This is a genomic window from Terriglobia bacterium, assembly GCA_020073185.1.
In the GTDB taxonomy this organism is placed as follows: domain Bacteria; phylum Acidobacteriota; class Terriglobia; order Terriglobales; family Acidobacteriaceae; genus JAIQGF01.
Window position 1 is genome coordinate 76,750 of sequence record JAIQFT010000010.1, and the last position, 19,766, is coordinate 96,515.

Here is a 19,766-nt window from a genome sequence, read left to right on the forward strand (position 1 = left end):
TTCGGTTACTGGAGGATTCACTCATGAAGCGATTTTGTCAAACTTTGATGCTGTGCCTCATTGGGTTAATGGCGATACCGCGTGCCACGGCACAAAACTTGAAAGGTAACCCGACCGATACTCAGGTCGTCGCGATCGAAACAGTGTTAACACAAGTTCAGGCTGCGCTCATCCGAGTTCAAAAACAGCTGACAAACAAGAAGTTGCCGCTCCTAAAATCCGTCACTCTAACGTTGCAAACAACTGTCACCAAAGAGGTCGGTGCGCAGCTGAAGCTGTGGGTGATCACGATCGGTGGTAAAATCGAACGTGATCGAGCTCAAGAAATCGTTATTCAACTTACACCGCCGAGCCCGCAAAATGCGACCAAGGTCGGAACTGAAGATCTTGGGGCCGCTCTCGAAAGCGCCATCGTAAGCGCAGCACAAGGCGTGAATGCTGCTGGGACGCCCCAGCTCCCACTCCAGTTTAGCGGGCTTTCGGCGAGCATTGGATTCACGGTGAAGAAAGAAGGAATCGCCGGAGCCAATGTCTCGCTGACCCCAATAACTGCCGACTTTAGCGGAGACCTCTCGAAAACGGCTGTTCAAAACATCAAGGTCGTTTTTGGCGAGGTTAAGAGTTGAGATGCGGAGCGTGGCAGATACCCGGAAGCAACTGAGCCTACTCACCCTGTTGTTGTTGATGAGTAGCGCCGCGATGGGCCAGGGCGCATGTGAAAGTTTTGTGCCGGGAGCTTTGGATGCGACGGCTATCAGACAACAGTTCAGCGGCGCAGTACTGAGAATTGGCAGTACGGGTACAGGCTATTTGATTGATTCATCCGGTGGTTACGTGCTCACAGCAGCTCATGTGGTTAGCCCGATGGTCGATCAGGGTATTCCGGTAGTCGCGACCAGCCCGTCGAAGGAAGACACGCTCGAACTAAGTGTCGTCCAGGTCTTGGAACCCCAAGATCTCGCCCTTCTTCAGGTCAAGAATCCCGAAATAGCGTCGAATATACAACCGCTGGACATTTCATTCCACTTACCCGACGAGTCAATCAATCTGGTCGCCATGGGATATCCGAAGGTCGGCGACGAGAACAACAGAAGCCTCAAGGTTTTTGACGCGAAGTTCACCGAGCTAACGACCAGCGGTTTGATTGAGGTCGACCAGCGAACCTATTACGGCAATAGTGGCGGCCCCCTAGTGGATCGAACTGGAAGTGTGGTGGGGACATGTGAGCAGGAAGCGGGCGGGAACAATCTTGCACGTTATTCTCCATCGGCAAACGCCAAACCCTTGTTGGAGAGGATTCCCCTCAGTTCCCGGATGAAAATGATCGACAAGCGATTCCGCGATGGCACACTGCCTCGACCGGAACTCGTCCAGCTTCTTCTAAAGAGACCGGGGGGGCCTAGCAACGTTGAGCTTTACCTGTGGATGAAGCACATCTCTGCCTCAAAGATCAGCTACTCGAAACTCAAAGAATTCTTGACTTGTCCACTTCTGTCAGCGTTGGCCGACCGCAATATGCTGGACGCCATCCAGTTTTTCGTCTCGCAGGCCGACCCAGCGATAATTAGCAAAGTTAGCCTTGAACTCGGAAAACGCGAAGCCAGACTCGGAAAAGCGGCTGCGGCGCTGCAAAACTCAAGGATTGCACTGGATGCATTCTCCAAGCTAGGCGATACGAAGGGTCAAGCCGAAGCGGAACTGCTGATAGGAAATATCCTAGAGCAGTCGGGGGCATACGATTCAGCTTTGGCGCGGTATCAAGAAGCACTAGACAACGTTAATGCCACTGCTTGGTACGACCTCCATGCGCAGACCCTAATTCACCTTGGTTCGGTAGACTCAAAACGTGGCGATTACAAAGCAGCCGCTGCCAATTACGAACTGGCTCTTCCTCTTCTGCAAAAACAAGGTCGCGACAAACAGGTTGCAGCGACGTTCGTTGACTTAGCAGCGATTAAGGTGCATCAGAGCCTGTATCAGTCGGCCATGGATTACATATCGAAAGCGCTACATATCTATAGCAAGAAACCGGACAAGCCTGCAGAAGCTTCTACATGGTATTTGCTTGGGAACATTCAGCTCCAGACGAACGACGTCAAAGCGGCAAGAAACAGTTTCTCGGAGGCACTGCGCCTCGATCCCGCCGGCAAGAACTCAAGTGATATTACGACTGTTCTAAACACCCTTGGAGGTACACTCGAGGAATAACAGTTAGTCTACTACGCGGACCTCGGATGCGACGACTATCACCACGGTGAACCCAGTATCGCAAAAGATGGCAGGGTGGCCGAGCCTCACGACCAGCGGCACGTCGGCCACAAGCCACTGGCCGCTGCTCCTACATTCCTTCCTTCCCACGCGTGGACACGTACACCAGCGCGAACTCGCTGCCCGCGCCCACCGGCTTGACCGCCACAATGTGCTGCCGGTCCGGCGTGCCCGCCTTCAGTTCCACGTCCGTGCCTTCATGCGCGCCCTTGTCGCAGGTGATCTCTTTCGGGGCATCTATATGGTTGTAGGTCACGAAGCCCTGCTGTTGGCACTCCAGGAACTTGCCGCCGAACGCCTTCATCTTCGGCCGATAGAAATCCAGCACCTTGGACGGCGGATCGCCGCTGCGGAACTTGATGGCGACAACTTTCAAGCCGAACGCGCCGCTGGAAATGTTCACGTTGGCCGCGTCCTTGTCGTGATCCGTTCTTGTTACCCGTTGCGCTCCCGGATACACCGGCAGCCCGGTGTCTTTCACGTCCACGTCGGTGTTGACTTTCAAGTCGCCGAACGGGGTGCGGATGTCCACCTTCTTCTCGCCGCTCTCGGTCCGCCCCTCGTTGATCGAGCACCCGGCCAGCCACACGAGCGTGGCCAGGGCGAGAATTGCCAGGAAGAATTGCTTACGGGGCTGAAGCTGTTTTCGTGCTGCCATGATATTTCGTCCCTCCTCGGCGCGCCTGCTGTGCCCGTTCAATGCCCGCGCCGCGTTGCGCGATGCCGGGAATCGATACCGGCAGACGCCCACGAATCGCGATCTCGCCGAACAAGGCCCGGATCGCGCTCAACTCCGAAACACTCACGAACGAATAGGTGCACAAATAATTCTGTACCTCGGGAAACTCCGCCGCCATGTATGGATTTCCCATGGCGATGACTACCGTGCGCGCCCCGGCCCGGCTGAGGATGGACTCGATCAGCGCGTCCATGTCGCGGGTCAGCCCCAGCGAGTTCTTCATCTCGTTGCTGATCATCGGCCCCAGGAACATCGGCGCCAGCACCACCTGAGCCTGCTCCACCGCCGACATCACCTGCGGTGTCATGCCCCCGGCGATGCGCCGGTCGACGTAGAATACCAGCGCATCCGGCACACGCGCGCGCAACTCGCGCTCGAACACGCGCCCGTACTCGAAGCGGACGTCGTCGGTGAGAATGACGGCAACCACCCGGTTCCGGGTCTCCTCCACCTTGAGATACGGATTCGCCATGGCCGCGGTTCCCGCAGAAGCACGTCTCAGCGGCAGCACCTGGCCGTTGTCGCGCACCAGGGTGATAGCGGCATCGGCCACATGCTGCCCGTAGGCCACGTTCGCCGGCTGTGCCACCAGTTCAGATAGTTTCTCGATGTCCACCAGCCGCGCCTTGTGCAGCCCCACCGACGCCTTCGCGCGCAGCACCTTGAACACCGACGCGTTGATTTGCGCCTCCGGAATCTCCCCACTGCGCGCGGCCTGCAGCAAGCCGTTGTAGGCGCCGTCAATATCCTGCGGGATCAGCACCATGTCGTTGCCCGCTTTGACCGCCGCCACCGCCGCCGCGCCCGACGGGTTCGGCGCCGTGACGTAAATCCGCATCAGCGCGTTCATGTCGAGGGCGTCGGTGACCACCAGTCCTTGGAATCCCATTCTCTTTTGCAGCAGGCCGGTGACCACTGCGTGCGAGGTTGTCGCCACCTTGTTCGGGTCCGGCTCCAGCGCCGGCACGGTGACGTGGGCGATCATTACCGCGTCCACGCCGGCGCTGACGGCCGCCTGGAACGGCGGCAGCTCCACCGCTTGCAGCCGCTGCAGGTCGCCATTCACTTCCGCCAATTGCAGGTGGGAGTTGGTGGCGGTGTCGCCGTGGCCGGGAAAATGTTTCGCCGTCACCAGCATGCCGGATTGGTGTGCGCCGGCGATGTAGGCCGCCGCCAGCGCGCCCACCTGCCGGGGATCCTCGCCGAACGAGCGCGTATTGATCACCGGATTCAGCGGGTTGGAATTGACGTCGGCATCGGGATAAAAATTCCACTCCACGCCGATGGCGCGCGCTTCCATGCCCGTGATGCGGCCCGCCGACTCGGCATCCGCCAAACTCCCGTCCGCGCCGAACGCCATGGCGTGCGGAAACACCGTGGTGCCGTGCAGGCGCATGGCAAGCCCGCGCTCGAAGTCCGCCCCGAAGAGCAGCGGCAGCTCCGAGTCGCGCTGCAGCTGGTTGGTCATCATCGCCGCTTCGTAGGGCTGGTTGCGCAGCACGAAAGGCCCATCCACCGGCACCGTCAGTCCGAAGGATCCGATGTGGTACTTGTGCATCATCTCGCGCAGCCGCTGGTATTCCGCGCTGTTGACGTTGAGAAACTCGGCCCGCGACCACACCAGCAGCATCTGCCCGATCTTCTCTTCCAGCGACAGACGCTTCAGCGTCTTCTGCGCCCACTTTTCGCCCTCACGATCCAGCCGCACCGGCCCGACCGCTTGGAATTTTTGCTTGCGTTCTTTGCCCAGTACGCCGGTCGCCAGGCACACCACCAGTGCGATAACCAGGGCAAGTCGTTTGAGCATGAGCGAAGCGTAACACAGGCTTCAGGCTTCAGGAGCCTACGGCAACTCGATTCGATCGACAGACTGGTTCGCAACCATTTTCCCCGTACCGGGTTAAGTAATTGACCTCGCGTGCGCGTCCGCCGTTCCAATGAGACAATAAGATGAACCGTTTCTCAGCCTCAACAGGTGGCGAAAAACTCCCGCAGCAGTTTGCGGCGACTGAGCGTCTAATCTCATGCGGGCACGCGCGGCTCGCGGGGGGACCGTTCGTCTTCTAATGGCATTGACTCGAATTCCGCTTCTCGACTACCCATCGCCGGAACCGAGGCGCGATGCGCCGGAAGCGGTCCAGACCAGCCTTCCTTTTGATCGCGACGGCGGCCAGCCCGCCGGTCCGGTGGAAGCGCCTGTTCTGCTCATCCTGCTCCAGGACGACCTGGCGCGCTCGCGCCTGCGGGAAGCATTCTGGATCTCGCTGGTGGCGCACCTGCTGATCGTCATCGCCGTCGCCGCCGGGCCAAAGTATTTTCCGCTGCATCGCCTGGTCGCCGTGCGTTCCGCCGAAGATCTGATGCGGGAGCGCCAGGCCACCTTTCTCGAACTGCCCAAGGACGAGCAGCAAGTAACGACGCGCCCCAAATCCAAGTTCATCTCCGACAAGGACCGCATCGCCACCTCGCGCGCCCCGCAGATTGACCGCCAAACGCTGGATGAACTCCGCGACGCGCGGCGTCCCGGCGCTCCCGGACCAGGCGGAGCTCCGCAGCAGGCACCGGCCGCGGCCGAAGCCCAGCCCAATCCGGCAATGCGCAATCCGGGCGGCGGCGCGCCCCCTCCGCCCGCGAACCAGGAGCAGTCGGCGCAGCTTCGCATTCCGCCAATGAGCGCCAAACAGGCGTTCGGCGGCGCCATGTCTCCGGGATCGGCGATTGAGCAGGCGGCGCGCGGCGCGGCAGCCACGCGCAGCGGCTACGGCGCCGGCGGCGATTACGGCACCGCGTTTCCCACCGGCGGCGGCATCCGCAGCAACATGGACATCCTCAGCGACACCATGGGGGTGGATTTCGGTCCCTACCTGGAGCGCGTCCTGCACGCCGTCCGCCAGAACTGGTACCAGCTCATTCCCGAAGTCGCGCGCGCTCCGCTGATGAAAAAAGGAAAAGTCGGGATAGAATTTGCCATCATGAAGGACGGCTCGGTGGCCGGCATGAGGCTGGTGAGCCCGTCCGGCGATGTCTCGCTGGACCGCGCCGCCTGGGGCGGGATTACCTACTCCAATCCTTTCCCGCCGCTGCCCGCCGAATTCCGCGGACAGTACTTGGCGCTGCGTTTCCGCTTCTTCTACAACCCCGACAAGCACGATCTGGAGTAGTTTCCCGGTTCGAATCGGTCTGTCGGTCTCTCCGTCGATCAGTCCATCGCAATCTCTATAAACTTTAGACGGTCACCGCCCAATCCCCCTGCCCTCCGCGTGAACGCGAAACCGTCAGCTCGATACCCTTTACGCTTCTTTACACATCAGGGACAAACGGAGAGCAACATCCGGCAACCTGGCGTGTATCTCTGTGAGTGCAGGGGAATCAACCGCACGCGCAATGCCTCTCCTTGTTCCTAAGTACGCGGCTCCTTCAGCTCAACTTCCCAGCCCCTCACAAGAGTGTGTTGTCAAGCGGACACAACAGCAAGAATGGCGTGCGCATTTTGCGATGCCTGTCGCTGCCAGCTATTGCCCCGTGATCCATGGCGTCGTGCAGGCATAGACAGCGCCGATGCGACATTGCCGAGCCGCACGGGCCGGCAGTCGCTGATGAAAGCGCGGAAATCGAGGAGGAGGAAATGAATAAGCAAGGGGTTGCGATCATGGTACTGGCCGCGGCAGGCTTCGGCATCGGTTGTGGGACGCCGAGTCTGCAGATCACTGTCACCCGCTCGCCCACGTTGACTCCCGCCAGCGGGGTGGCGCTGTTTTCGGCGACCGAGGGCCCGCTGCAGGCCTTTGCAACGGATTTGAACGGGAAAATTGTTTGGCAGTACAACTTCGACAGTCATTCGGGTCAGTACGAGCCGCTGCCCATCCAGGAATTGCCGAGCGGCCATCTGCTCATTGTCGCGGCCCACGCCGATGGGATTGGATCTTGCTCAACCTGCGGCATGGATAACCTGGTTCAAGAAATCGATCTGGCGGGGAACACTATCTGGCAGCTCACCAATGCGCAGCTCCAGGATCAGCTCACGGCGGCGGGCTACCACATCACGATTGCGCAGATGAGTCACGATGCTCTGGCGCTGCCCAATGGACATGTTGTCGTGCTGCTGAGCGATCTCAAAGATATCAGCAGCCTGGCGGGGCAGACTGGCACCACCACCGTGGAGGGCGCCGCCTTGGTTGATCTGGATACGGACCACCATCCGGTTTGGGCGTGGGACGCCTTCGATCACCTCGATGTGAACCGCCATCCCTACTTTAAACTTCCCGACTGGATTCATGGCAATGCGGTGAGCTACTCACCCGATGACGGAGACCTGATTCTCTCCTCGAGGGCGCAGTCGTGGGTGATCAAAATTGACTACCAGAATGGCGGCGGAAGCGGCGACATCGTTTGGCGCCTCGGATACCAGGGCGACTTCACCTTAACCAACGGCGGTCCGGCCGATTGGTTTTACGGACAACACGCCCCGGTGCTTCTCAGCCCCAACAGTACGGGAGTTTTCAAAATCGGAGTGTTCGATAACGGCAATAGCCGGGTCTTGGACACGAGTGGAGCGATGTGCGGCACGAGCGGCGAGCCCGCCTGCTACAGCACCGTGCCGATCTATCAGGTTGACGAGGTCAACCACACAGCCACAGTGGTTTGGCGCGACACGCTGCCATTCTTCAGCTCCTCGGTCGGCAACATGCAGGTCCTCGGCAACGGTGATGTATGGTTTGACGCGGGGTCTGTCAATGGGAACGCCGAAGCTATCGTCCGGGAGGTTACGATGGATTCCAACCCCCAGACGGTGCTGGAAATGCATGTGAATCGGAGGGTCTATCGGGCTGTCTACATGCCGAGCCTCAATTGACGCCGGGGCTGGACCGACAATTCTTGCCGTACCGGGCGCGATTCCCGACATCGTCTTCGGCCACTTGGAACCCGTTAGCGAGCCTATGTACCGGCTGTCGATGCCCGCGCAGCGGACGGCTTTGCCGGAGTCAGCACGATCAGGGCTGCACAGATGATGCCAATCACAACCAGCGGCGGCAGGTCTTCGCGCTGGCTCCCACCTTGAAATGCCTGCACCACCATAACAGCATCGTGAGCAAGGGTTGACCATGCAAAGCAGGCGATCAGGCTGCGATTCGCCGACGGGTCACGGACGGCTAACAACAGGAAGACCCCGATCGGGAAATATATGCCAAGAATCATCTGGTCGCCTGCCGAGACCTGGCTGTTCCGCAGATGCAAGAGAGAGGTCACCAATGGATAGATTCCAGCCACAAGAGCCAATCCCACCAACACCAACAGGATCTTCAGCGCCCGTTCTCGATTCATGTATGCCCTCCCCTATGCCGCCTAATTGAGGCCGGCGCCTCCGCTCCGCACCCGCGACCGTCGCGTGCCCCTTCCTCTTATGCGGAGGAGCTTTCTATTTCAGCCGATCCTACTGTTGTGCTTCTCCGAGCGGAATGATTTTGGTGTCGCTGCGGAATTTCTTGTAGTCACGGTCGGTAATGTCGAGATCGAAATTAAACTTCTTTAAGAGAGCCAAGCGGAAGTCGACATCCACAGCGACGTGCCGTGGCAGCCAGACTTCCTCATTGACCCGAGTCTGCTCAATGATGATGCGCGAGCCTTTGTGCAAGCGGAGCAAGAATAGTCCAAACGAAACCGTGTCGATGCACTGCACGTCAAGCTTCCTCCACTGGATCTCATCTTTATCGATCCAAGCACGAAAGCGAAACTTGGGCAGGATTTTGGCCCCTTTCAGATGTGGTTCGTAACCGCTTTTGGGATCGGCGTCAATGACGTAGTTTTCACGCCCGTCGAGGGATTCCACGCCCAAGAAGCGGAAGTTGTAAGCGTTGGCCACTTCGCGGACGAATTGCCGGCTATCCTCGCGCTCTTTTGCCTCTTTTCGCAATCGCTTCTCGCGAGCAGCTTCCGACTCATTCTTGCGCTTGTCGATCAGCTTCTGAACCTTGTCATCTTCCTTCTTAGCGTCTTTCTCAGAAAGCGGCTTGTCGTCCTTGGAGATCAGCTTCTGCACCTGCTCCCCGTAGACTTCCATCACATCGTAGGTTTTAATCTCCGTGGATTTCACCTGGCCCTTGCCGTCGAGACGGCGCACTTCCTGCCGTTCGACGTAGGTGTAGTCGCGCAGCTTCTTGTCGTTTTCCAGGTCCTTGTCGGCGGATTCGCGAATGAGTTGGCGGATTTGATCTTCCGACAGCGAAGTTGCCGGAGCAGTGGTGGTAGCAACCGGATCAGACGCTTTCTGGGAGTTCGGCGTCGCTTGGCCAAAAGCCAGAGCCGACAGGAGAGTTGCAAAAACCGCGTATCTGAACTGCACTTTCATCTTTACGTATACTAAACTTCCGCGGCTCCATCAGGCTTTTCCTGCGGCCAGGCCCCCTGGCGCGGCGAACGCAACGATCGGACCGCGCCGAGGTCGGTCGGACTGGGGGGGATTTTCTCGGAGAGTACTAAGCCGCCAATCAGTTGGCCCGCATTGCTCGGCAAAGCCGCGATGCGAGCACGCGGACATCTTACCCATTGTTCCCGAGTTGCGGGCAACCTGGGAGTTAACGAGAGACCCATTCCAACTTCCGGATTGCCGACGGCCCAGAAGTATCATAGGTCAAGGAGCAGGGAGCCGTGACCACGCGCCAACCCCAGGTTCACACTCAACTCGGCCGAGCCGCAGTCCAGATCTTTGCCGCCAATGATCGCATGAACCAGATTCTTATCGAACATCTTGACCCTACCGCCTGGAGAGCCAAACCGCCCGGCAAGGCCCGCACCATTGCGGCGATCTTCACGCACATGCACAATGTCCGCTCCAAGTGGGTCAGGCTTACCGCTCCGCACCTGAAGGTTCCACGACAGCTCAACCGCGCGCACTGCACGCCGCAGCAGGCCCGTGCGGGATTGGCCGAGAGCGCCGCTCGGTGCGCGGAGATGCTCGCGGAAGCGCTCGGCGGTTGTGGGGGCCGCGTCGAGAAGTTTCGCCGAGACGGCTGGGCTCGGCCTTGGCCGGTTGGCCTGGAAATGCTGTGCTACATGCTTTCTCACGAAGCCCACCATCGCGGGCAGGTGTGTATGCTCGCGCATCAGCTCGGATTCCGGTTGCCGAACGAGGTGGCCTCCGGAATCTGGAATTGGGAAAAACTGTGGAAAGAGTGCGGATCGCCTGGCGGCCCCGGCAACGATTCTTAAGGAATCGCTCACCCTGTGATGACGAGCGATAAATCGCATTAGCGTATGTTACGGGGCCGGGATTGCCGCTTTGGGCGTAAGTTACGTGAAGCGCTGTTATCAACATCCGTTACGTCCTGTTCTGTCGAAAAGCGACAAATCCTCCATGTACCCGAAAACCTGTGCAGAGAGGCTGCGGGCCGAACTAGTTCGGCCCGCGTCTTAGCGCCGTCACTGCTTCCCACCCCGGGGCGGGAGGGAGATTGTGTTGTTGGTGCCGTTGTCGACGGCGGTCCCGGACGATCCCTTGATCAGGTTGCCGGAAGAGTACGGACTGTCGGGAGAGTACCTATCCAGAATGTACGTCGGGGAACCCGACGGAATAGACTTTCTCTGATCCTTGTTCATGAGCAGCGTGCAATTGTTGGAACTCCCGAGTTGGACCAAGCCCCCACTGAAAGTGCCTGAGAACGAGTTCCTGGTGATCGAGCACGCGCTCAAGAAATCTGCCTTAATGCAGGACTGGCCACTGCCTAGCAGGCTATCTTGGGAGATCGAGTTCTTATCGATGAGGCCACCCTCCCTCGGCCCGACAATAGAAGCGAGAATGGAACTGTCGGACCAGATGCCCGTAAGAGCGCAGTCGCTCACGGTGTTTCCCTCGATCTTTGGACCGGGAGACAGGGGAGGACCGGGAGGCGGGGGAGGCAGTGCGGCAAGATCCCAAATCCCGATGAACGAGCTGTTGTAGACGATGTTCTGGGCCACGAGGGGCGACGCCGTATAGTTGTCAACTAGCACGATGGAGGACGCCCAGACATCTGGACCCAAGCCATTCATCTGCCTGCCAATATTCCGTATCTCGTTCTGCTGAATCGTGACGGCGGCGTTGGTGAAGAGCGCTCCCAGCCCGAAACATTCGCCGGAATGCGTATTAACGGTAGGGTCGGTACCCACGTCGTCAACTAGGTTCTGCTCAGCATCGATCTTGCCGGTGATCGCCGGATACACGAATGGAGCATAGGCCAGACTGATCCCCAAAAAACCGGCCGCAATGTGGGTGGCGCCGGAAGTCCCAGTCCCGGGCCCGAGGGGATTGTTAATGTGAACGAGACCACCGAACTGAACCTTGCTGAAGACATTGCCTACGAGAATGACGTCGCGTCCGGCAGTGGCCTTTACGCCGTAGTGCTTAGGGGAATCGAAGTAGATGTTCTTGATCGTAGCGCTTACGTTTTGGAAAGCGCGAGCGTATCTGGTTTGCGATCCTAAGTATCCAATCTCGTCGCCGGTGTCGCGATAGGAGATTCTCCCTTGGCTATCCTGTGGGAATGTCTCCCTGCCGAAATCCACGTTCTCTGTGCCAGACGGCGGATTTCGGTAAGTCTCGCCGTCCCAGCCAATCCAGAAAGGCGGCATGCCATTCTTGACGACCGTGAGCAGGGCTCCATGCTTGCCAGTCTCCCCTATGATCGTGACGTCCTTCTGGTAGATAAACACTGTGCTCTTGCCCTTCACGTCCTGATCGGGATAGGGTCTTCCGGGAACGATGATGTGGTTTCCGGCATCGACTCCGAAGTCGAATTTCCCCCTCAGTATGACCGTCCCGCCCTGGTCGACGGCGGATTGAACAGCGGGAACATCGATAAGGGGGTTGTCTGCTCCAAGCACGACGGTCGTGGGTGCGACGTTGGGACCGTTGTCACCATTGGCCATGACACTCGGTACCGCCAGCACTGCCATGCCCAGGGCAATTGCAACAATTGCAATACGTTTCATGGTATTTCTCCTCATTTATCTGGTTTAGGCCCGCGAGGCCGATTGGAGGCGTCGGATGTTTGCCTCCTGCTCTCCCGCGCTTGGGTCTGACGAGATTGGGCCCTTCGCCTCAGGGGTACTGCGTCCCGCAAGTGGGAACTACTCTTCGAGGAGGCGAAGCGAATTACCTTGGAATTTCCTTTGTTCAGCTCTCAATACGCCCGATGTTAATTCTCGTGAGCGATTTCGCAAGGCCAGAACTGCATCTCCGAACGAAAAACGGAGCGACGCCGTGCCATTTTGGGCCGCATCAATTCACTTCGGCGCTGAAGCCCTAAGCGTCATGTACGGCAGGAGTCGGGGTTGATCGCCGGGTGATTCGCTTTGGGACTAAGGGAGAATGTCGAAGGAAGAAATCGGCTCGCGCCCGCCCTCTATTGCCCTTTCAAGTGCCCTGGCGCTCGTAACTGTCGATAAATCGCCTAATGAGATGGTCCGCCGCTGATCCCCCCGAATTGTTATCACAAGTAACCCGCTGCGAGGCCGGCCACTGAACGCCCTTACCGGTCTGCGCGGTCAGGGAAATGGAGGTCGAGCTCTGCTTCCCGAGGCGCCTCCGCGACGAGCAGAAGTTTCCCACCATCGAAGCCCTCCGCTAGCAGATCGCGCACGACGTGAAGCACGCGCGGCGCTATTTTCATTTGGCGGCGAAGGGGTAGGCGCTAGCCGTGGGAAAAGCTGTGGAAAGAGTGCGGATCGCCTGGCGGCCCCGGCAACGATTCTTAAGGAATCGCTCAAGGGCAGCACACCGCTTCGGATTGTGGGCGGTTGACGCTAGTCGGAAGCAATCTACTGGACAGCATAATAGTAGCGCTTGTGATAGCAGCTTCCCATGACCGTTTCCGGTCACAACCCAATCTGCGTGCAGCATCGGGCGGTCTCAACTGAACGGGCTTGGCGAACACCACTGGGCCCGGTTTGCTCGTTCCTGGACGTGTTCTAATGTGCGCTCCGGGTTTCAGCCCTGGATGAAGAAAGGAAGCGATATGAAACGAACGTTAGCCGCACTGCTCGGTTTGGCATTGTTGTCGTTGGTGGCAACAGTTTATGCCCAGGAAGCCGTCAAGGACACCGCCAAGGATGCGAAAGAAGCCACGACGAAGGCCACGAAAAAGACGGCGCACGCCACCAAGAAAGCGGCTGTAAAGACTGCGGACACCACAAAGGATGCTGCCACGGACACCGCGCATGGTACCAAGAAGGTTGTCCACAAGGCGTCGCACGCCACCGACAAAGCGGCGGACAAGACTGCCGCTGCTGGAAAGGATGTGGGGAAGGGTACGGAAGAGGCAGCCAAGAAAACTGGCCACGGGGTCAAGAAGGGGGCCAAGGCGGTCGGCCACGAGGTCGAAAAGGGCGCGAAGAAGGCCGAGTAAGACCGTCGCTGGTGTGTCAGTTGCCAGTTTTCGCGGGCCAAGAGGGCCCGCGATTTCTTGATGAGAACAGCTTTTTACCCGCGCAAGCAGGTGACGACGTGCAGGAGGAACGCAACTACGGGCGCGCGGGGGCGGACGATTGCTGCTTCAATTCCTCGGGCCAGCCGATGACGACGCGGATTTCGGTGGGGTTGGGGCGCTCGGGTGCAGTCATAAGGAAGTGCTGGCCGTCGGGGGCGACGTCGTAGCCCGGCACGGCGCCCCCGCGGTCGTAGTTCGCGTCGAAGAGCTCAATCGGCTTGGCGGCGGAGAAGGGGGCCGCTTGCACGGTGACTGACATCATCTTTGTCCCATTGCGATAGAAGATCTCATTTCCTTTGCGCGACCAGCGCGGCTGCTCGCCGCCATTGGTGGAAATCTGCCAGCGCGCGCCCGAGCCGCTGGCCTGTTCCACGTACACCTCGGAACGGCCACTCTCGTCGGAGGAATACGCCAGGTATTTCCCGTCAGGCGAAAACGAACCTTGCCGCTCCGTGGCCGAGGTCTTGCGAAACGGCTGCAAGTCGCGGCCATCGAGGCTCAGCAGCCAGAGATCGGTGTTGGTAGTGGGGTCGTTGAGCATCAGACTGGCCCGGTCGCCCCATATTGACGTGATGTGCGCGTTGGACGGCATTTCCCGGACGAAGACCGGCGCCGCACTGCCATCGGCCGGCATGCGGTAAATACCCGGCTTGGCACCCTGGCCGCTGGCATCGAAGTACAGGGTCTTGCCGTCGGAACCCCAAATGGGGGCCGCGTTCCGCAGGTGGTTGCCGCTCATGCGCATCATGACACCGCGGCCAACGTCGTACACCGCAAGCGCCTGCTCGGTGATATTGCGCACACAGACCACGAAGTGCTTGCCGTCGGGCGAGACGCTTGGATCGATATAGTCTTCCGCGGGGGCGTCGATTTTGGTCGCGGCGCCTTTGCGGTCGACCCACACCAGGTTGCGCGTCGCAGTTATCCCGGCGCCGGGAGCATAGACTAACGTTCCCGTCGCCGAAACGGCGTAATGAGCGAAAAAGTTGCGTCCGGCCACGTCCTGGGCGATGACGACGGCAGGTCCGGTTAATTGCGCGGTTTTGGCGTCGAACGGCGCCGCCCACAGCGAACCCGAGCTGTAGTACATGAGGTAGCCAGGCGTATAGGTCGCATGCAGCGCATTAGGAATCAGCAAGCGGCTCTCTCCCGTGGCCGCCCGGAGCGCGACAATGCTGAAAGTGGTCATCTTGTCGTCGGTAAACAGCACCCACTTGCCGCCCGGCAGCATGATAGGGGAACCGGGATCGATGCGATTCGAGGGCACTCGTACCGGTTTCGGAATTCCACCCTGGGCCGGCACCGTCACCAGTGGGGGGTTGAGTGTGGCCAGCAGCAGAGTGCCGTCCGGCAACCACGCGCCTCCGAAGAAGGAAGTCAGATCGACAACGTTTGCCGGACTGGTGGTGCCGTTTGCCGCCGCCTTTCTCAAATGACCGTAGGCGAAAAACGCAATCCATTGACCATCGTCGGAGAAGAACGGGAAGCTTGCGCCCTCGGAATCGGGAATAGAGATGGACTCGAACTGGTCGAGCGGCCGGACGTACAACTGCGACTTTCCGCTCTCGGCGGCGACGTAAGCTACCTTCGTCCCGTCCGCGGTGATCGCAAGCGACCCGGTATCGACGGGCAAACCTTGCCTGGCGGGAATGGGAAGAACAAAACGCGTGACGCGTGTGGCCGGTGCACGGCGGAGAAGCATTGCTGCGGCAAGAACAATCAACACCGCTGCCGCAACCATCCAGCCAGCCAGAGGTGCAAGGCGCTTGCGGCGGCGCACGACTCCGGGGTACTCCAGCGCGGCGGAGCTGTGGCCGGCAATCCACTTCAGTTGCAGGCTGACGTCGTGCGCGGTTTGAAAACGGTCCGCGGGATCCTTCGCCAGGCAGGCGCGAATCACGTAGTCGAGCGCCGCGGGAGAGGCTGCATTAAGCGCGGTGACCGGCTCCGGTTGCCGCTCCAGGATGGCTGATATCAGCGAGAGCTGCGTCTTGCCGGTAAACGCAGGCTTGCCGGTCGCAGCTTCGTACAACAGCGCGCCCAGGGAAAAGATATCGGAGCGGGCGTCGGCTTCCTTGCCTTGCACCTGTTCCGGCGACATGTACTGAAAGGTGCCGATGATGACGCCGTGGGCCGTGACTGGCTGGGGCGGGCTCGTCAAGGTCGCGATGTCCTCGACCCCTCCGGAGGACGCGGCTGCGGCCAGGGCAGAGGACTTGGCCAATCCGAAGTCGAGCAGCTTGGCGCCACTTTTCGTCAGCATCACATTGCCAGGCTTGAGATCGCGATGTACCAGTCCCTGGCGATGCGCCTTGTCGAGGGCATCGGCGATTTCGATTCCCGTCTTCAGGAGGTGGTCGGTGGCAAGAGGTCCTTTACGCAAGCGGTCGGCGAGCGACTCGCCCTCCAGGTACTCCATGACGAGATAGTCCACGCCGTCCTGCTGGCCGATATCGTGCAGAACGCAGATGTGCGGATGCTGGAGCGAACTGATTGCTTTGGCTTCGCGCTCGAAACGCTGCTTGCGCTCCGGAGAGGAATAAAGGTCCGCAGGCAAAATCTTGATTGCCACGGTGCGGTCCAGACGCGTGTCGCGGGCGCGATACACCTCGCCCATGCCGCCCGCGCCCAGAGGCGCGACGATCTCGTAGGGACCAAGCCTGGTTCCAGCAGAAAGACCCATTCCCTCTCCGTGAGCAGTGGGCGGATTCTACCGTGAATGGCCGCCTCCCCCAAAGGAGCAATTGAAACCCGTGTCCCCGATTCCGCGCCTCCCTGGGAACTGGCCGAGCACGGGACGCAAGGTTCGTGCCTTTTGCCGCAAACGAGAGAACTTCGACAGGGTAAGGGAAATGCGCCTGCTTCAAGCGGGCGGCAATGGCCGCCACCATCCTCGAAGATGGCCAAACGCCATCGTCCTGTGTCCGATTATTTGCGGGATTATGGGCGGCATCGGCGCAGCGATCGCTGCGGCCATCTACAATCTGGCTTCGGGCTGGGTCGGCGGAGTCGAACTGGATATCGGGTAGATGGATGGGGTCGCTGCCAGCGAAGGCAGGCGCGAATGTGCGGCCACGGGTTAGGCGGCAACTTGGTATTCGCTCTGAACCAAGCCGCTGGGATAGTGCCGAGTCGCTAGGTGACGGAGCGGAATGTCGCGCGACAGGGCGCCGAAGAGAGGAATTCCTTCGCCAATCAGCACGGGTACGCGAGTGATCATGAGACGTTGAATGAGCCCGGCGCGAAGGAACCGTTGAATCGTGATCCCACCGTCGACATAGAGGTGGTGGGCGCCCCTAGCAGCGAGTTGCGAAACGACCGCAGCCGGAGGCCCGGCCATCTGCTCGACAACGCCTCCGACGGCCGCGGACAAGTCGACGGGGCGACTACTGAGAACCACTACACGCTTGTCACCATATGGCCAAGCCCCCATGGTCAGAACCTTCTCGAAGGTGTTGCGGCCGATCACGATCGCATCGACGCTTGCCATAAACTCGTCGTAGCCGTGGGGTTCGCCGCCGCCCGGCGGCAGGAAATCGAGATCGCCGTTGGGTCGCGCAATGAAGCCGTCGAGGCTGGTGCCGATAAAGACAGATATCATCATCGTAGACTCCTCACCGTGGCCGCCTAACTTCAATCGGCTACTGCTTTTCGACCACCACCGCCGTGCCGTAGGCCAGCACTTCGGTGACGCCCTGCATGATCTCGGTGGCGTCGTAGCGCGCGCCGATGATGGCGTTGGCGCCCAGTTCGCCGGCGTGCTGAAGCATGACCTCGAAAGACTCGCTGCGGGTTTTTTCGCACAGCTCGGTGAGCAGCGTGATGTTGCCGCCGATCAGGGTCTGCAAGCCGGCACCAATGGTTCCCAGCACCGAGCGCGAGCGCACGATGATGCCGCGCACCACCCCGAGATTGCGGACGATACGGTAGCCGTCGAGCTCGAACGCCGTGGTCACCATGTTGTGCAGTACGTGGCCGGTGGAGCGAGCGGTAGTTGCCATAACTTCCTCCGTGAATTGCGGAACGGCGAAACATGCGTGGCAGCCGGCACTTGGCAGTTGGTAGTGGGGCCGAGCTACCAGCTGCGAACTACGAGCTACTGTAGTCATTCGTACGTCATCCGTATCAGCGTGCGCTGCGAAAACGGCACGTACAGCAAAGCCGCCGTGGCCGCGAACGCCAGCCCGAACCCGATGTAATCTACCAGCAGAAACGGCGCCAGGGCCCACAGTTCATCGAGCACGAACAGGAACGGGAACAGGCGGCGGAAGTTCGCGCCCAGTGTGCGAACGTCGAACAGCACCGCGGTGAGCAGGTACAGCCGGGTGGGAATACCGAGCACGGCGCCGATAATCACCACGATTACCAGCAGCCAGTCCAAGGCGGGGATGGCGCGCTCGGCAATCCGCCCGATATGGTGCAGCTTGGCCAGGCTTGCGATGTAGAAGGACAAGTACATGATCTGGAGCAGCGCAAACAGGCTGCGGCCGACCGTGCGGTCAATTTTCGGCAATTCGGCTTCCGCGGCGCCGGCGGCGGATTCCGAACGCGCCACCGCCACCGCACATTCTTCGGCGGTGGGAGGAGCGTTTGGAGGGCGCTGGGTTGAGTCAGCCGCTTCGTCGGGTGCCGCAGTGGCCTGCACCGGAGCGATGAAGCGATAGCCGCGTTTGGCCAGCGTCTCGATGAAGCGCGGGTTCGCCGCCGAGTCGCCGAGCGCGTCGCGCAGCTTGTTCATGGCGGTGTTCAGGCTGTGATCGAAGTCGACAAAGGTGTCCGCCAGCCACAGGCGCTGGCGCAACTCCTCGCGAGTCACCACCTCGCCCGGCCGCTCCAACAGCATGGCAAGGACCTGAAAAGGTTGCTCCTGGAGCTTCAGCTTGGCGCCGTTCTTGCGCAGCTCGCCGGAACGCAGGTCCGCTTGGTAGATGCCGAAGCGATACAGGCGGGCGTTGGCGGCGGGAGGCATGTGGGAACGCGTAGTTTATCGCGATTGGGAGATTCGCCGATTTGCTGATTTGCCGATTCCCAACGCCGCCGACTTCGAATCGGCAAATCACCCAATCAGCAAATCAGTAAATGGCTACAATGTCGGACGTGGCGGACGAGCCAAAAAGCCGAGTCCTGAGCGCCGAAACCATCGGCCTGATTGTGATTGCGGTCATGCTCGCCATCATGATCCTGGCGCGCTGGGGCGGAATCATTCACTGGAGCGCGCGCTGAATGGATCCGTTGCTGGTCGCCGTGCTAGGCCCCACGGGCAGCGGCAAAACCGCGCTCTCCCTGGCGCTGGCGGAGCGCTTCGGCGGCGAGATCGTCAGTTGCGACTCGGTCGCTATCTATCGCGACTTCAACATCGGCAGCGCCAAGCCCTCACCGGAAGAACGCGTGCGCGCGCCGCATCACCTGTTCGACGCTGTAGATCCCAACCAATACATGACCGCCGGCGAGTACGCCCGCCACGCCCGCGAGGTGCTCGCCGACATCAAGCAACGCGGGCGCATGCCCATTGTGGTGGGCGGCAGCGGACTTTATTTGCGTGCGCTGCTGGAAGGATTGTTCCCCGGCCCGGAGCGCTCGGAAGAATTGCGCCAGCGGCTGCGCGCGCGCCTTGAGCAGTGCGGCGCGGAGTGGCTGCACCGCATCCTGAAGCGTCTCGATCCCACGGCGGCGGGCAACATTCACCCCAACGACACGCCCAAGGTGATTCGCGCCATCGAGGTCTGCATGACTGCGCGCGAGCCGATGAGCGAGCTGTGGAAGAGGGGTCGCGATCCGCTGCAAGGCTTTCGCATTCTCCGCCTCGGCCTCGATCCCGACCGCAACGCGCTCTACACGCGCATCAACGAGCGCGCGCAGCGCATGTTCGACAACGGCCTGGTCGAGGAGACCAGAGCTTTGATCGAGAAGTATCCCGGCGCGTGGGCGCTGTCGTCGCTCGGCTACAAGCAGGCGGCGCAGTACCTGAGCGGCGAAATTGACCTCAAGGTGGCCATTTGGGCGGCGCAGCAGGCGCACCGCAACTACGCCAAGCGGCAGATGACATGGTTCCGGCGAGAACCGGAGGTGCAGTGGCTGAACGGCTTCGGCGATGAGCGGAGCGTGCAGGAGCGCGCGATCGACGAAGTCTCGAAGAAGTTGATAATTGGGTGATTTTGCAATCTAGAGCGGTTCCCGAGTAGATATACCCGCGAATGAGTGTTTGGACGTAAGCTGCTGGTGCTGGCGGTCTCTGCGAATACAGCTGATGGCACGAGCCTTTTCCGACGATCTGCGGCGGAGGATTTTGGTGGCGTACG

General features: G+C 60.1%; 18 protein-coding genes. 9 read left to right on the top strand and 9 right to left on the bottom strand.

Features of this window, described 5'->3' with window-relative positions:
* Nucleotides 1–23: 23 nt before the first annotated feature.
* Both LAN64_05125 and LAN64_05130 read left to right on the top strand, forming a co-directional pair.
* Nucleotides 24–626 (top strand): hypothetical protein, encoded by a 603-nt coding sequence (locus LAN64_05125; GenBank protein MBZ5567219.1) that lies wholly within the window; start codon nucleotides 24–26, stop codon nucleotides 624–626.
* Between the two features lie 10 nt (nucleotides 627–636).
* Nucleotides 637–2,208 (top strand): serine protease, encoded by a 1,572-nt coding sequence (locus LAN64_05130; protein ID MBZ5567220.1) that lies wholly within the window; start codon nucleotides 637–639, stop codon nucleotides 2,206–2,208.
* Between the two features lie 130 nt (nucleotides 2,209–2,338).
* Here LAN64_05130 and LAN64_05135 read toward each other — a convergent pair whose 3' ends face one another.
* A complete protein-coding gene (locus LAN64_05135) occupies nucleotides 2,339–2,926 on the bottom strand; it encodes a hypothetical protein (protein ID MBZ5567221.1) in 588 nt (195 codons plus the stop codon).
* Nucleotides 2,895–4,814 (bottom strand): hypothetical protein, encoded by a 1,920-nt coding sequence (locus LAN64_05140; GenBank protein MBZ5567222.1) that lies wholly within the window; start codon nucleotides 4,812–4,814, stop codon nucleotides 2,895–2,897. Before LAN64_05140 ends, LAN64_05135 begins: the two co-directional genes overlap by 32 nt.
* A gap of 259 nt (nucleotides 4,815–5,073) precedes the next feature.
* Here LAN64_05140 and LAN64_05145 point away from each other — a divergent pair, with 259 nt between their 5' ends.
* Entirely contained in the window at nucleotides 5,074–6,168 is a 1,095-nt protein-coding gene (locus LAN64_05145; GenBank protein ID MBZ5567223.1) for a TonB C-terminal domain-containing protein, read from the top strand.
* Between the two features lie 488 nt (nucleotides 6,169–6,656).
* Nucleotides 6,657–7,859, top strand: a complete 1,203-nt coding sequence (locus tag LAN64_05150) for an aryl-sulfate sulfotransferase (GenBank protein ID MBZ5567224.1) — start codon at nucleotides 6,657–6,659, stop codon at nucleotides 7,857–7,859.
* Between the two features lie 83 nt (nucleotides 7,860–7,942).
* Here LAN64_05150 and LAN64_05155 read toward each other — a convergent pair whose 3' ends face one another.
* Both LAN64_05155 and LAN64_05160 read right to left on the bottom strand, forming a co-directional pair.
* The gene (locus LAN64_05155) at nucleotides 7,943–8,329 is read right to left on the bottom strand and encodes a hypothetical protein (GenBank protein MBZ5567225.1); all 387 of its coding nucleotides are present in this window, start codon (nucleotides 8,327–8,329) and stop codon (nucleotides 7,943–7,945) included.
* A gap of 109 nt (nucleotides 8,330–8,438) precedes the next feature.
* Nucleotides 8,439–9,353, bottom strand: coding sequence for a hypothetical protein (locus LAN64_05160; GenBank protein ID MBZ5567226.1), 915 nt, complete (start codon nucleotides 9,351–9,353; stop codon nucleotides 8,439–8,441).
* A gap of 299 nt (nucleotides 9,354–9,652) precedes the next feature.
* On the opposite strand from LAN64_05160, the gene LAN64_05165 reads away from it, so the two are divergent.
* Nucleotides 9,653–10,213, top strand: coding sequence for a DinB family protein (locus tag LAN64_05165; GenBank protein ID MBZ5567227.1), 561 nt, complete (start codon nucleotides 9,653–9,655; stop codon nucleotides 10,211–10,213).
* 210 nt (nucleotides 10,214–10,423) lie between these two features.
* On the opposite strand, the gene LAN64_05170 is transcribed toward LAN64_05165, so the two are convergent.
* Complete coding sequence (locus tag LAN64_05170; GenBank protein ID MBZ5567228.1) at nucleotides 10,424–11,971, bottom strand: hypothetical protein; 1,548 nt, start codon at nucleotides 11,969–11,971, stop codon at nucleotides 10,424–10,426.
* Between the two features lie 1,025 nt (nucleotides 11,972–12,996).
* Between LAN64_05170 and LAN64_05175 the strand changes: the two genes are divergently transcribed.
* Entirely contained in the window at nucleotides 12,997–13,386 is a 390-nt protein-coding gene (locus tag LAN64_05175; protein MBZ5567229.1) for a hypothetical protein, read from the top strand.
* A gap of 115 nt (nucleotides 13,387–13,501) precedes the next feature.
* On the opposite strand, the gene LAN64_05180 is transcribed toward LAN64_05175, so the two are convergent.
* On the bottom strand, nucleotides 13,502–16,150 hold the full coding sequence (locus LAN64_05180; GenBank protein ID MBZ5567230.1) for a protein kinase: 2,649 nt from the start codon (nucleotides 16,148–16,150) through the stop codon (nucleotides 13,502–13,504).
* A 169-nt stretch (nucleotides 16,151–16,319) separates the two neighbouring features.
* Here LAN64_05180 and LAN64_05185 point away from each other — a divergent pair, with 169 nt between their 5' ends.
* Nucleotides 16,320–16,496 carry a hypothetical protein gene (locus tag LAN64_05185; GenBank protein ID MBZ5567231.1) on the top strand — a complete coding sequence of 59 codons (177 nt, stop codon included), beginning with the start codon at nucleotides 16,320–16,322 and terminating at the stop codon, nucleotides 16,494–16,496.
* A 50-nt stretch (nucleotides 16,497–16,546) separates the two neighbouring features.
* Here LAN64_05185 and LAN64_05190 read toward each other — a convergent pair whose 3' ends face one another.
* The 3 genes from LAN64_05190 to LAN64_05200 form a co-directional block, all read right to left on the bottom strand.
* Entirely contained in the window at nucleotides 16,547–17,071 is a 525-nt protein-coding gene (locus LAN64_05190) for a dihydrofolate reductase family protein (GenBank protein MBZ5567232.1), read from the bottom strand.
* Nucleotides 17,072–17,108: 37 nt separating this feature from the next.
* Nucleotides 17,109–17,468, bottom strand: coding sequence for a YbjQ family protein (locus LAN64_05195; GenBank protein ID MBZ5567233.1), 360 nt, complete (start codon nucleotides 17,466–17,468; stop codon nucleotides 17,109–17,111).
* Nucleotides 17,469–17,572: 104 nt separating this feature from the next.
* On the bottom strand, nucleotides 17,573–18,436 hold the full coding sequence (locus LAN64_05200; protein ID MBZ5567234.1) for a winged helix-turn-helix domain-containing protein: 864 nt from the start codon (nucleotides 18,434–18,436) through the stop codon (nucleotides 17,573–17,575).
* Between the two features lie 110 nt (nucleotides 18,437–18,546).
* Here LAN64_05200 and LAN64_05205 point away from each other — a divergent pair, with 110 nt between their 5' ends.
* Nucleotides 18,547–18,690 (top strand): hypothetical protein, encoded by a 144-nt coding sequence (locus tag LAN64_05205; protein ID MBZ5567235.1) that lies wholly within the window; start codon nucleotides 18,547–18,549, stop codon nucleotides 18,688–18,690.
* Nucleotides 18,691–19,620, top strand: a complete 930-nt coding sequence (gene miaA / locus LAN64_05210) for a tRNA (adenosine(37)-N6)-dimethylallyltransferase MiaA (GenBank protein MBZ5567236.1) — start codon at nucleotides 18,691–18,693, stop codon at nucleotides 19,618–19,620.
* Nucleotides 19,621–19,766: the final 146 nt, after the last annotated feature.

Bases quoted from the DNA above. Each gene is read 5' to 3' on its own strand.
- LAN64_05125 (MBZ5567219.1), top strand. From the start codon at position 24: ATGAAGCGATTTTGTCAAACTTTGATGCTGTGCCTCATTGGGTTAATG.
- LAN64_05135 (MBZ5567221.1), bottom strand. From the start codon at position 2,926: ATGGCAGCACGAAAACAGCTTCAGCCCCGTAAGCAATTCTTCCTGGCA.
- LAN64_05140 (MBZ5567222.1), bottom strand. From the start codon at position 4,814: ATGCTCAAACGACTTGCCCTGGTTATCGCACTGGTGGTGTGCCTGGCG.
- LAN64_05145 (MBZ5567223.1), top strand. From the start codon at position 5,074: ATGGCATTGACTCGAATTCCGCTTCTCGACTACCCATCGCCGGAACCG.
- LAN64_05150 (MBZ5567224.1), top strand. From the start codon at position 6,657: ATGGTACTGGCCGCGGCAGGCTTCGGCATCGGTTGTGGGACGCCGAGT.
- LAN64_05155 (MBZ5567225.1), bottom strand. From the start codon at position 8,329: ATGAATCGAGAACGGGCGCTGAAGATCCTGTTGGTGTTGGTGGGATTG.
- LAN64_05160 (MBZ5567226.1), bottom strand. From the start codon at position 9,353: ATGAAAGTGCAGTTCAGATACGCGGTTTTTGCAACTCTCCTGTCGGCT.
- LAN64_05170 (MBZ5567228.1), bottom strand. From the start codon at position 11,971: ATGAAACGTATTGCAATTGTTGCAATTGCCCTGGGCATGGCAGTGCTG.
- LAN64_05175 (MBZ5567229.1), top strand. From the start codon at position 12,997: ATGAAACGAACGTTAGCCGCACTGCTCGGTTTGGCATTGTTGTCGTTG.
- LAN64_05180 (MBZ5567230.1), bottom strand. From the start codon at position 16,150: ATGGGTCTTTCTGCTGGAACCAGGCTTGGTCCCTACGAGATCGTCGCG.
- LAN64_05185 (MBZ5567231.1), top strand. From the start codon at position 16,320: ATGCGCCTGCTTCAAGCGGGCGGCAATGGCCGCCACCATCCTCGAAGA.
- LAN64_05190 (MBZ5567232.1), bottom strand. From the start codon at position 17,071: ATGATGATATCTGTCTTTATCGGCACCAGCCTCGACGGCTTCATTGCG.
- LAN64_05195 (MBZ5567233.1), bottom strand. From the start codon at position 17,468: ATGGCAACTACCGCTCGCTCCACCGGCCACGTACTGCACAACATGGTG.
- LAN64_05200 (MBZ5567234.1), bottom strand. From the start codon at position 18,436: ATGCCTCCCGCCGCCAACGCCCGCCTGTATCGCTTCGGCATCTACCAA.
- LAN64_05205 (MBZ5567235.1), top strand. From the start codon at position 18,547: ATGGCTACAATGTCGGACGTGGCGGACGAGCCAAAAAGCCGAGTCCTG.
- miaA (MBZ5567236.1), top strand. From the start codon at position 18,691: ATGGATCCGTTGCTGGTCGCCGTGCTAGGCCCCACGGGCAGCGGCAAA.